The following is a 9,572-nucleotide window of genomic DNA, read 5'->3' on the forward strand; positions in this document are numbered from 1 at the left end:
TTTAATTCTGTGCGTTTTCTACTTGCCACTCTCGAATCTTGTCGATTCGAGTTAAGCAAACATCTCTTTCACGTTTAAGAATGACAGCGTATTTGGCTACTTCACCATATGTCTGTCCTGTGAAATCTGTCCTATCCAGATGTGCTAGTAACGCTGCTGGAATACTTGGGCATACTTGCGCTACTGGTTTACTGGCGCAAGAACTCAACAATAGAACGAGGAGCGCTAGCATTGTAAGCGTCAGCACTCTTTTCATCATGTGAAATAGAATTGATTGCTTCATCTGATTTACTCCGTGATTCACTCTCTAATCTACTGATTTCAAGCGTGAGCTGCCTGTTGATTTCTTCTTGCTGTTTAAGTGATTTTATACTTTCACTTTGCTGTGAAATGATTTGGGCTTGAGTAGTGTTTTTGGCTTTTAAGTTAGAAATAGATTGGAACTGGAACCACAACGCGACACACAAGCCCAAAATTACGACAATCAAGATTTGTGTAAGTCGGCTAAACATAGCTCACGCTCCTTTCGTCTACGGATTTCAAGTCCACGCAACACTTTACCGCTAGCGTATTTCCAACGTGGAAACTGATCGCACATCGCTTGAATATCACCATTTTTAGCGTGCTTAAACAATGTAGAATGCTTAAGCTTAGAACATCCAACATTAAATGTGATTGATACTATTGCCTCAAATGCACCTTGCGGCAAATTCTTCCCGTTTGCCCAGTCATTAACACATTTCTCTGCAACCTTAATGTCATTTACCCAACGTTGAGCAATTTCTTCATCTGAATATTTTTTACGTTCAATTTGAAGTCCGCTTAATTCTGTTGAGCCAATACCAACCGTTAGAACATCAGCAGGACATCTATAAGGCTCACGAGCGCAGCCCTCAGCATTACCAATGATTTCTAGTCCACGTTCACCTGTGCGAATCTCATTAGAGTAATCAGACATAACAACAGCGATAATCATTGCAACAGAACAAGCTGTTATCTTCTTGGCGTGTTTCATTCGATATCAAGCCCTTTTTTTAATCGCTCTACGTGAAGCCTGTGAAGCTCTTCTTTTCGTTCTTCGTCGCGAATTCTAATTTTTCTTTCTTCTTCTCTCGTTTTGAGTTTTCTGGCTTCTTCTCTAATTCGAACTCTTCGCTCATGAAACTTTGAGGATAAGTTAACGAGAGCGGTAACAATACCGATCGCAAGACTAACCATCATCAAGTTTTGTTGATCGCCTAGCCAAGCAAGTAAGCCACTAAATCCCGACCAGATATATGATTGCGTCCCAGCATCTTTCATTTTCATAATCTCCCCCCCCTTGCTTTTGGGGCAACAAAAAAGCCCAGTCCGTGAAGACTGAGCTTGTGAATTTGGCGGACAGTGCAGGATTTGAACCTGCGACATACTGGTTAACAGCCAGCCACTCTACCAACTGAGTTAACTATCCTAAAAAAATACCTAGCTTTAAGGCTAGGTTTTGTTGAATGGGATAAGTAAACGAATCGAACGTTTCTTGGGAGTGTGTAAGCACACCTGAGTGCCAACTCTTACCCCTGCGGTGAATCATACTTACACTACGACCACCATTAACTCATACGATATATGAAAACTACACCAGAGTCAATACTTTTTACACGTTAAAAGCAAACTTTTGCAATCTATCTGCATTTTTGTGATTTTTAAGAGCATAATCAAGAAACTTAGCAATTATCCATTCTGATGAATCTATGCTTTGATTGATTCTTTTATACCAAGCGTTAAATGAAATAGACTTATCTTTTGCATGTTGAAATTTAGCTATTGAGTAGTTGGATAAATTAAATATATATTTAGCCTCGATATACTTATAATCTTCTGGAGATGGCGTTTTTATACAATGACCAATAACAGAACTAATCACCAATCCTAGTTCATCATCACACATCTTTCTGTCCTGCTTTGAATTTTTATTTCCATTAGCCTCCAGCATTAGTTTTGCAATAATATTTGTTTGACAGTCAAAATCTAAACCATTAAAAGCCCAAGCTCCCCAAGCATCTAAGTGGTTTTGAACCCATTCCTTTCTTGGTTTTTCTAATAATTTGTCTCCCACTTATAACCCCTTACGCTTTTCCAACATTCTTGCTTTTTTATTGAAGATTTTTTTAATCCGTCTCAAGTCATCTTTTGAATAATGTCTTGGTCTTTGGTCTGCTTCTATTTGCTCGACTTTTTCAATACCTAGACGTTCAATTAAGCCAATTCTGAATTGATGATAATTTCCTCCGTGATAACGATTACACTTTTTACACTGCCCATGAATGTTTAATGTGTAGAATCTTAAATGTGGTGCGCTGCCTCTACTGCGATAATGACCTGCATCAAATCCACCACCTAACTGCTCTGCTATTAATGGCGTTACGCACGAAATACAGCACTGATTTACATCTCTCGCGCGAATGTATTTATTAACTGCCTCCTGCGCCTCTTTGATTAATTCGTTATGAGTTTTATTCTTCTCTTTCAAAGCAGTCATGCGTTTTTTGGTGGCCAATCTCTCACTTCTTTGGATTTTTTCTCTTTTCTTGCGTGCATCTTCTTTGCTGAGCTTGATAGCGCAGTCAACTGAGCAGACTTTCTGTGTTGATTTGCTTTTCACAAAGTAACAGCCACATACTTTGCATTTGTGTTCCTTTGGTTTCTTTGTTGTCATAGAAAATCACCCATTAACAAACAACCCAAAAACAACATTCCTAGCGATATAACCACAATCAAAAAATCTTCCATTATTTCCCCAAAAATCCGTATCTATCGTTAAATCTAACACCATGACTAATGCCATAGGCTGTTACATACTCAATTAAGCTTGCCATGCGTTTAACACTCATTTTTGCTGAGCTTTCACGAATGTTTACGAACTCACCCTCTAGACCTGGTACTACTTCTGCTTTTTCATTTGTTGCCATCGCATGACCTGAGATGAACAACACTTTCCACTGCTCCATCGTGAGCTTTCTACCCATGAATTCGAGCTGATTAGCCACGTCTTGGCACATAGCGTGGAATTTAGCGTTTTGCTCAAGGTTGCGTGTTCTCGGCTTAATATCAACGACTAGTGGCTTGTCATCATCGAGAGGGAGTTGAGCGATAAAATTCTGGCAATTTGACCGCACTTGTTCTGAGCGTAAGAAGAACTGGTTTTTAATTTCCATATTTAATTTCTTCTCCCATAGTTCTTAATTTCGGTATTAGCTGGCTTTTCATTAGCAAATTGATATGCCAACGCTTGATCGCAATCTACAAAATGCCCTTTATCAAACTTCATATAAGCCGTTCCAAGTTCACCAAAACGATTCTTAGTAATAATGGCTTCTGAATAATCGTTGTCGCTGTCTTTTTTGTATGCCTTTTCTCTGTAAAGCATAATGATTTGGCTGGCATCCTGTTCGATTGAACCACTATCTCTTAAATCAGAGTTTTGAGGACGTTTATCACTACGAGAATCAACCTCACGGTTTAACTGACTTAGTAAGATGATTGGCACATTAAAGTTCTTAGCGAACGTTTTAAGCGTACTTAATGAATCCTCAATTAATTGGCTTTTGTTAGCATTTTTAAGCGATCCGTGATTCATTAATCCAAGATAGTCAATACAGATTGCTGAAAGTGGTCCTGTATTACTTAAATGACTTTCTGTGATAGATACAATTTCATTTGCTGATAAACCACCACGATCGACAAAGTAAATGTGATGATCTTTGATTTTCCCTAGCCCATCACCTACACGACCAAATTCAGTTTGATCCATGCTATTTGGATTGCGGAGTTTTCTGACTGGAACATTTGCATTAGCGCTTAAAATACGGTCCATTAATTGTTGATTGGCCATCTCTAAGCTAAAAAATAAAACTGCACCTTTTTGTTCTGCAATATTGCGAGTGAGCGTTAAAGCAAACTCGGTTTTACCCATTCCAGGACGACCAGCAATCACAACAATATCAGTCGGATTAATGCCACCTAAAATGTTATCTACAGCCTCAATGCCTGTATGAAGAAGTCTTGAGTTGAAATCTTGTTTGCTGCGTTTCTCTAAGACATCGATATATTCATCAACTAACTCCCCCATTACGATAGGCTTAACTTCAACTTTGCTGCTTAAAAGCTTTTGCATTTCAGAAAGTGCTTTTTCTGTAATTTTTTCTGCCTGTTCATCTCTTGCTTGAGATAGTTTTGCTGCCATTTCAAGCATCGTTTTTTGTGCGGTGCGATTAACCCAAAATGAACGCACTTTATGTGCATATCCTGTGAGATTTGCGGATGTGATTGTGTTTTTCATAATCTCCGCTAAATTAGCAAAGTCTTCGCCGAAATCTTGATGCAATAAAATAATATCGATCACGTTATCTTTGCGTGCTTGTTTGCGAATATTGTTATACATTGAACCAAGTTGATAAGTAGCAAACATTTCAGGTTCTAACCATGTCATCACTTCACGAGCTTGAGCCGTTAAACCACCAGAAAGAAATGAACCGATTAAACTGTATTCAAGGTCATACGTTGTGTTTTTCATAGCGATCCCTCGATTGTTTTATCCATGATTTTTTCACTCAAGATATACTCAAAATCAGCACGCCAACCACGTTCGTTCTCACCAAAGTAAAAAGACCTTGCCGACTTCATAAAATCCAAGAAATAATTTTTAAATGTTTCTGCATCACAAGAGCCAAAGCGTTTTTTCATCACTGCAGCAAGTATTTTGATTTTGCGCTTTCGTGCTTGGCTTAGGTTTTCAGGATCTGCAAGTGACGGTAGATTTTTACCAGTTTCAGCTACACATTGGTTGTACGCTTTTCCAATTCCCACATAGTCGATATTCAGTGAACGTTGTTTTTTATTTTCAGCAACTGGCACATCATCAGCGTTAGCTGATTCACCTTGAGGGGTAAGGGGTGTATTTTGTGTATAGATCTCTTTATTCTTATGGTTATTGGTATGGTCATTTTGACCACATGACATTTGGTCATTTTGACTATATCGATCATCCCATTTTGACCTCATGGATGAACCGTTTTGGTCACATCGCATCTGGTCATTTTGACTAGTCAATTCTTCAATTTTTTCATAAGCAATTGAGTACCATTTTGTTTTATCCATTTTCATTTTGTTCAATTTGTTTGTAGATAAAACCAAACCTATTTCTTCAAGTTTTTTAATGGTTCTTTGTATTGTTTTTTTAGACCAAAAAGGAAATACTTCACACCATTCATCAATAGTGTTATATATCCAAGTACGGTCTTCGTATTTGTGCTTGCTGATATTGAGAAAATAATGCAATTGCTGAACAAAGATCGCCTCGTTCAAACCGATCAAAGTGGCAAGACTAGGGATAACTTGTAATGGTTGTTCATTAATTAATAGCTTGCTCATCCTCTACCTCTCCACTCTGTTTATCTTCTGCCTGATAGTCCCAACGCTCTAATAATCCATCTACACAATATTCTAGTAATTCATCCACCCGAACAGGTCTGTTGAATCTCTCCATATCACACCACCATCGAATACTGGGCCACTCGTTTACCGCTTGGAACTGTAATCATTTGAGATTTGATTTCATAACCACGCTTTTTAAGTTCATGAATACGTGCACCAAGGCGTAAGCAGTTAAAACGTCTTTCAGCATCAAGGTGAGTGAGTTTCTCGCCATTTTTTAACGCTTTTAAAATCTGTGCACTTTGTGCTTTACTTTCGTTTTCGTTTAAATTAGTATTTTTCATGTTTACAAAATCTCCTTTAGATTACTGCCCATGCGCCAACATGGGCTTTTTGCTAGGCTTTTTTTGCTACAGTTTCCACTAACCGAATAAAATCATCACACAGTTCCAATTTATGACGTTCTTGATCGACAAACTGATAACGGGCAAAATGTGCGATAATCTCATTTACTGACATCTCATTAAATTTAGGGGGAAAATGTGCATCACATACCTGTTCGCTCATCAAATGTTCTCTCCGTTGCTTATGATGAAAATTTGCAAATTCTTGAAGTTAAATTCCGTAGCGGTGGAACCTATCAATATCTCAACGTGCCACTATCTCGCTACACTGGACTGATGTCAGCATGGTCAAAAGGTAGTTACATTGCTGACTACATCAAACCGTACTACCGATACCGCCGTGTTTAGTTATTCCTAATTAGCCACCGCGCCAACGGTGGTTTTTTATTGCCCAAACTCAGCCAAACCTTTACTTGCAAAAAGCTTTAACGCCTCAAGCTCTGCATCACTTATTTGGTTAAGCCCTTTTTCTGTAACTGTTAATCCAAGCTCATCTAAATAAGCGCAGAATTTATCTAAATGCTCTGCTTTAAAACGACATAAAGTGCTTGGGTCTATACCGATACACTCAGCAAGCTCTTTATCTGTTCTTTCTACTGCCTTTCTTCTAACTAAGGCTGCAATCTCTATTGCAGATTTTGTTAATTCATTGCGTGCCATTGCACACCCCTTTTGATAAGTTAACCCCATACGTCGGGGCGGATATCTGCTTTCTTCACTACCCCACTAGTTAGGTTTTCTATTTTCTTAGCTAACTCGATAGGAGCTTTTGAATATCCCTTTTCGACCTGACAAAGAAATGATTTTGAAATACCTAGTTTTCTAGCAAACTCGGCTTTGAAACCGCGGGGGCGATTTGATAAGTAGTTTTTAAGTTCCATTTCACCTCCGATATTAAAAACTAAATATAGTTTAGCATTTAATAAATGCAAAAGTAAACATTATTTAGCATTTGCTAGTTTAGTTATTACTAAATATCATCAAACTGAATAGGAGTACTTTATGAATCTAGACAAAAACGAGCTAACACAGGTAAGAAGAGAAAATCTAAAAAAATGGTTCTCAGACAAAGTTGTACCTGAAAAAGATAGAAGTTATATATCTCAGTTAATTAGTGGGAAAACGCCATCATTTGGTGAAAAAGCGGCAAGAAGATTAGAAAGTGAAAATGGAATGCCACCGTTTTACTTAGATATAAAACAAAGCAGTATAGAATCTAACGTAAAAGATATTGGATCTTTTGATTTATGGGATCGCAATACTCCACTTCACGATGATGAGGTAGAAGTTCCTTTCTTGAAAGATATTCGTTTTGCTGCGGGAAATGGTTTCTCTGATGACATCATGGACTACAACAACTTTAAGCTTCGTTTTTCTAAAGCCACGCTACGCAAACAAGGCGTGCAATATGATAATGCGGTTTGTATTACAGCAGATGGCGATTCAATGGAACCTGTTATCCCTGATGGTGCAACGGTAGGTATAGATCGTGGCAATACCACGATAAAAGACGGCAAAATTTACGCAATAAATCACGGTGGCTTATTACGCATTAAGATCTTACACAAAATGCCAAATGAACAAGTGAGAATAAGAAGTTACAACCCTGATTCCGCACCTGAAGAAGTGGTTGATTTAAACGAAATTACAATTTTAGGCAAAGTCTTCTGGTGGTCTGTGCTTTGTGATTAGAGAATTTAGCTATTTAGCGTAGGTTATGTTTGTAGATTCTAAATTTTACTGTAAATAAAAGGAGGGGTGAAATGAGTGAACAGAATATACCAGTGAAGCAAGCTAAGGTAATTAGTTTTATTAATATGAAAGGAGGTGTTGGAAAAACAACTCTGTGTATCGGATTAGCGGATTATATTGCTAATGAAATGGGGAAGAAAATACTTGTCATTGATGTCGACCCACAATTCAACTCAACACAATCTTTTATGACTAAATATGATCTCAGCGAAAGATATATTGAATTATTAGACACTCATTCAATTCGAAAAATATTTCATCGACCTGATGATATTTATTCACAAAGTAAAGTGCCTGGCAAGGGACTTATATATCAATTATCTACAAACCTAGGGCTTATTCTTGGAGATATTAACCTTATCTTCGATAGCAATAAAACAGATAATACAAAATATAAACGTATTAAAAAATTTATTGATGAAAACAAATTAAAAGATGAATATGATTATATTTTTATTGATTGTCCACCAACTATTTCAATGTATACCGATGCAGCATTAATTGCATCTGATTTTTATATTACCCCTGTAAAAATAGATCAATACTCAATTCTTGGTGTTTCTAGTTTACTTAGTGTGATAAACAATATAGCATATGAAGAGGACTTGCCAATAAAACCACTTGGTATTATCTATACTCATATTGAAGACTCAATGACTCAGAAAACAATAAGGTTAAAAGAAGGTCTAGAAAATACAGACAAAATAAGGGATTTACCATTTTTCCTCAATCACTTGTCCTATGTTCGTGATTTAATGGTAGGAAACCAAGGGAATATTGCTTCTAGCTACACTAAATCAAAAAATGACATTAAGGCTATTTCAGAGGAGCTTATTAAAAAATTAGAGGGTACACAATAATGGAAAAGACACTTTATAAAATTAAAACATTAGATGGATATCGAAATCAATTTGAATTTTGTGGCGCCCTTACTGAAATCTTATACGAGAAAAAGATCTTCAAAAAGAATTCTGATATTGCCCAGATCATATTTGAAATTTATAACATTTCCTTTAAACCTTATGTTTTAAAGTCTAGAACACTCCTTGTTGGAAAACTATTAAAAGAAATTATTTCTAGTAAATACAATAAAGAAGATGCAAGGAAGTTAAAAAAATTAATACTATTATTAATTGACTATCAAGAAGAAAAGAAAACAACTAAGCGTCAAAAATCAACTTCAAACTTGAATGAAATACAAGCATTGATTAGAAGTATCTTGCAATAATGGTAAAACTAGAACCTTTTATATATCAAAAATCACTTGATAATTTTTATGCTGAATTGGATTCCTGGTCTAATTTATCAGAAAGTACCGATAAAAATAATGTGAGATGTATTATAAAGAGAATGACATTTCTTTATATTATTAAAAAAAGAAACCAAGAGAATAACTTTTTTAGAGGTATGTTTAGTGATTTACTTTACGCAATGCATTGTATAAAAACAAATCAGGAGCGTTATTTCTACTTTAATTTACGCTCTGCGATTGAAAATTTCCTTCGTTGTGCTTTGTATAAGGGAAATACAGATAATACAGGCGTAAGAGAGCTATTTAATGAATTTTCTCAAAAACAAAAAAGTATTAGGGATAAACTCAATAGTGAATATGTTGAGTGTTGTAATTATGTGCATAACAATCATATCGCCAATCTTAACTATTCAAATGCTTTCCTAGAATGTGAAAGACAAACTTTCTCTTCCGTAAGTACTGCAGTCAATCACTTACTTAATGTTATAAATTACTTCATTAAATATTTCATTTTTGAAGAGAGTGATTGTGTTGATGCTACATTTCATCGTGCTAAATCCCAACTAAAATATCTAGTAGGTAACGCAATATATAAACAATATCTCAGTCAGTTTAGCAGCTAATCTTACTCTAAAGATAGACTTGCTAAAGTTTGTAGTATCTTTACTTATTCCTATAATATACTACTACTTTGACAGTAAAGCAGTTATTCAGAATGACTGAAAACATTTACCAACTTTTTTAATTATTGA

19 protein-coding genes and 1 tRNA gene are annotated in these 9,572 nt (G+C 36.1%); 5 read left to right on the plus strand and 15 right to left on the minus strand.

What is annotated here, in order from left to right:
* Window position 1: 1 nt before the first annotated feature.
* The 13 genes from lysC to DYE19_RS11250 all read right to left on the minus strand — a co-directional run bounded on the left by lysC (window position 2) and on the right by DYE19_RS11250 (window position 5,979).
* Window positions 2–283, minus strand: a complete 282-nt coding sequence (gene lysC / locus DYE19_RS11610; protein ID WP_115322757.1) for an Rz1-like lysis system protein LysC — start codon at window positions 281–283, stop codon at window positions 2–4.
* Window positions 189–512: a DUF2570 family protein gene (locus DYE19_RS04445; RefSeq protein WP_115322758.1), complete on the minus strand. Its 324-nt coding sequence runs from the start codon at window positions 510–512 to the stop codon at window positions 189–191. Before DYE19_RS04445 ends, lysC begins: the two co-directional genes overlap by 95 nt.
* Complete coding sequence (locus DYE19_RS04450) at window positions 485–1,015, minus strand: lysozyme (protein ID WP_115322759.1); 531 nt, start codon at window positions 1,013–1,015, stop codon at window positions 485–487. Before DYE19_RS04450 ends, DYE19_RS04445 begins: the two co-directional genes overlap by 28 nt.
* A complete protein-coding gene (locus DYE19_RS04455; protein ID WP_014390733.1) occupies window positions 1,012–1,308 on the minus strand; it encodes a hypothetical protein in 297 nt (98 codons plus the stop codon). The genes DYE19_RS04450 and DYE19_RS04455 overlap by 4 nt, the downstream gene beginning before the upstream one ends.
* Window positions 1,309–1,374: 66 nt before the next feature.
* Window positions 1,375–1,450 (minus strand) — tRNA-Asn (locus tag DYE19_RS04460).
* Between the two features lie 183 nt (window positions 1,451–1,633).
* Window positions 1,634–2,095: an antiterminator Q family protein gene (locus DYE19_RS04465; RefSeq protein ID WP_115322760.1), complete on the minus strand. Its 462-nt coding sequence runs from the start codon at window positions 2,093–2,095 to the stop codon at window positions 1,634–1,636.
* The gene (locus tag DYE19_RS04470) at window positions 2,096–2,695 is read right to left on the minus strand and encodes a recombination protein NinG (RefSeq protein ID WP_115322761.1); all 600 of its coding nucleotides are present in this window, start codon (window positions 2,693–2,695) and stop codon (window positions 2,096–2,098) included.
* A 73-nt stretch (window positions 2,696–2,768) separates the two neighbouring features.
* The gene (locus tag DYE19_RS04475; RefSeq protein ID WP_115322762.1) at window positions 2,769–3,194 is read right to left on the minus strand and encodes a recombination protein NinB; all 426 of its coding nucleotides are present in this window, start codon (window positions 3,192–3,194) and stop codon (window positions 2,769–2,771) included.
* A gap of 2 nt (window positions 3,195–3,196) precedes the next feature.
* A complete protein-coding gene (locus DYE19_RS04480; RefSeq protein ID WP_115322763.1) occupies window positions 3,197–4,552 on the minus strand; it encodes a replicative DNA helicase in 1,356 nt (451 codons plus the stop codon).
* Window positions 4,549–5,409, minus strand: a complete 861-nt coding sequence (locus DYE19_RS04485) for a DNA replication protein (RefSeq protein WP_115322764.1) — start codon at window positions 5,407–5,409, stop codon at window positions 4,549–4,551. The genes DYE19_RS04480 and DYE19_RS04485 overlap by 4 nt, the downstream gene beginning before the upstream one ends.
* The gene (locus tag DYE19_RS11455) at window positions 5,390–5,524 is read right to left on the minus strand and encodes a hypothetical protein (protein ID WP_255313092.1); all 135 of its coding nucleotides are present in this window, start codon (window positions 5,522–5,524) and stop codon (window positions 5,390–5,392) included. Before DYE19_RS11455 ends, DYE19_RS04485 begins: the two co-directional genes overlap by 20 nt.
* Window position 5,525: 1 nt before the next feature.
* Entirely contained in the window at window positions 5,526–5,756 is a 231-nt protein-coding gene (locus DYE19_RS04490) for a helix-turn-helix domain-containing protein (protein ID WP_115322765.1), read from the minus strand.
* A gap of 52 nt (window positions 5,757–5,808) precedes the next feature.
* Entirely contained in the window at window positions 5,809–5,979 is a 171-nt protein-coding gene (locus tag DYE19_RS11250; RefSeq protein WP_167409470.1) for a hypothetical protein, read from the minus strand.
* Between the two features lie 32 nt (window positions 5,980–6,011).
* Here DYE19_RS11250 and DYE19_RS04495 point away from each other — a divergent pair, with 32 nt between their 5' ends.
* Window positions 6,012–6,164 (plus strand): KTSC domain-containing protein, encoded by a 153-nt coding sequence (locus DYE19_RS04495; protein WP_255313093.1) that lies wholly within the window; start codon window positions 6,012–6,014, stop codon window positions 6,162–6,164.
* Between the two features lie 36 nt (window positions 6,165–6,200).
* Here the strand turns inward: DYE19_RS04495 and DYE19_RS04500 are convergent, their stop codons facing one another.
* Together DYE19_RS04500 and DYE19_RS04505 are read right to left on the minus strand one after the other, a co-directional pair.
* Window positions 6,201–6,476 carry a hypothetical protein gene (locus DYE19_RS04500; protein WP_005756640.1) on the minus strand — a complete coding sequence of 92 codons (276 nt, stop codon included), beginning with the start codon at window positions 6,474–6,476 and terminating at the stop codon, window positions 6,201–6,203.
* 20 nt (window positions 6,477–6,496) lie between these two features.
* On the minus strand, window positions 6,497–6,697 hold the full coding sequence (locus tag DYE19_RS04505; RefSeq protein WP_075266297.1) for a transcriptional regulator: 201 nt from the start codon (window positions 6,695–6,697) through the stop codon (window positions 6,497–6,499).
* Window positions 6,698–6,818: 121 nt separating this feature from the next.
* On the opposite strand from DYE19_RS04505, the gene DYE19_RS04510 reads away from it, so the two are divergent.
* The 4 genes from DYE19_RS04510 (at window position 6,819) to DYE19_RS04525 (ending at window position 9,443) form a co-directional block, all read left to right on the plus strand.
* Entirely contained in the window at window positions 6,819–7,508 is a 690-nt protein-coding gene (locus DYE19_RS04510) for a S24 family peptidase (RefSeq protein WP_115322767.1), read from the plus strand.
* Between the two features lie 71 nt (window positions 7,509–7,579).
* A complete protein-coding gene (locus DYE19_RS04515; protein WP_115322768.1) occupies window positions 7,580–8,428 on the plus strand; it encodes a ParA family protein in 849 nt (282 codons plus the stop codon).
* Window positions 8,428–8,796: a hypothetical protein gene (locus tag DYE19_RS04520; RefSeq protein WP_115322769.1), complete on the plus strand. Its 369-nt coding sequence runs from the start codon at window positions 8,428–8,430 to the stop codon at window positions 8,794–8,796. The genes DYE19_RS04515 and DYE19_RS04520 overlap by 1 nt, the downstream gene beginning before the upstream one ends.
* Window positions 8,796–9,443 carry a hypothetical protein gene (locus DYE19_RS04525; RefSeq protein ID WP_115322770.1) on the plus strand — a complete coding sequence of 216 codons (648 nt, stop codon included), beginning with the start codon at window positions 8,796–8,798 and terminating at the stop codon, window positions 9,441–9,443. Before DYE19_RS04520 ends, DYE19_RS04525 begins: the two co-directional genes overlap by 1 nt.
* Window positions 9,444–9,572 lie beyond the last annotated feature (129 nt).

Origin of the sequence: Pasteurella canis (genome assembly GCF_900454865.1) — a bacterium.
GTDB classification, from domain to species: domain Bacteria; phylum Pseudomonadota; class Gammaproteobacteria; order Enterobacterales; family Pasteurellaceae; genus Pasteurella; species Pasteurella canis.

What these genes read in the sequence shown, in the direction of transcription:
- lysC (WP_115322757.1), bottom strand. Translation starts at nt 283, where the DNA reads ATGAAGCAATCAATTCTATTTCACATGATGAAAAGAGTGCTGACGCTT.
- DYE19_RS04445 (WP_115322758.1), bottom strand. Translation starts at nt 512, where the DNA reads ATGTTTAGCCGACTTACACAAATCTTGATTGTCGTAATTTTGGGCTTG.
- DYE19_RS04450 (WP_115322759.1), bottom strand. Translation starts at nt 1,015, where the DNA reads ATGAAACACGCCAAGAAGATAACAGCTTGTTCTGTTGCAATGATTATC.
- DYE19_RS04455 (WP_014390733.1), bottom strand. Translation starts at nt 1,308, where the DNA reads ATGAAAATGAAAGATGCTGGGACGCAATCATATATCTGGTCGGGATTT.
- DYE19_RS04470 (WP_115322761.1), bottom strand. Translation starts at nt 2,695, where the DNA reads ATGACAACAAAGAAACCAAAGGAACACAAATGCAAAGTATGTGGCTGT.
- DYE19_RS04475 (WP_115322762.1), bottom strand. Translation starts at nt 3,194, where the DNA reads ATGGAAATTAAAAACCAGTTCTTCTTACGCTCAGAACAAGTGCGGTCA.
- DYE19_RS04480 (WP_115322763.1), bottom strand. Translation starts at nt 4,552, where the DNA reads ATGAAAAACACAACGTATGACCTTGAATACAGTTTAATCGGTTCATTT.
- DYE19_RS04485 (WP_115322764.1), bottom strand. Translation starts at nt 5,409, where the DNA reads ATGAGCAAGCTATTAATTAATGAACAACCATTACAAGTTATCCCTAGT.
- DYE19_RS11455 (WP_255313092.1), bottom strand. Translation starts at nt 5,524, where the DNA reads ATGGAGAGATTCAACAGACCTGTTCGGGTGGATGAATTACTAGAATAT.
- DYE19_RS04490 (WP_115322765.1), bottom strand. Translation starts at nt 5,756, where the DNA reads ATGAAAAATACTAATTTAAACGAAAACGAAAGTAAAGCACAAAGTGCA.
- DYE19_RS11250 (WP_167409470.1), bottom strand. Translation starts at nt 5,979, where the DNA reads ATGAGCGAACAGGTATGTGATGCACATTTTCCCCCTAAATTTAATGAG.
- DYE19_RS04500 (WP_005756640.1), bottom strand. Translation starts at nt 6,476, where the DNA reads ATGGCACGCAATGAATTAACAAAATCTGCAATAGAGATTGCAGCCTTA.
- DYE19_RS04505 (WP_075266297.1), bottom strand. Translation starts at nt 6,697, where the DNA reads ATGGAACTTAAAAACTACTTATCAAATCGCCCCCGCGGTTTCAAAGCC.
- DYE19_RS04510 (WP_115322767.1), top strand. Translation starts at nt 6,819, where the DNA reads ATGAATCTAGACAAAAACGAGCTAACACAGGTAAGAAGAGAAAATCTA.
- DYE19_RS04515 (WP_115322768.1), top strand. Translation starts at nt 7,580, where the DNA reads ATGAGTGAACAGAATATACCAGTGAAGCAAGCTAAGGTAATTAGTTTT.
- DYE19_RS04520 (WP_115322769.1), top strand. Translation starts at nt 8,428, where the DNA reads ATGGAAAAGACACTTTATAAAATTAAAACATTAGATGGATATCGAAAT.
- DYE19_RS04525 (WP_115322770.1), top strand. Translation starts at nt 8,796, where the DNA reads ATGGTAAAACTAGAACCTTTTATATATCAAAAATCACTTGATAATTTT.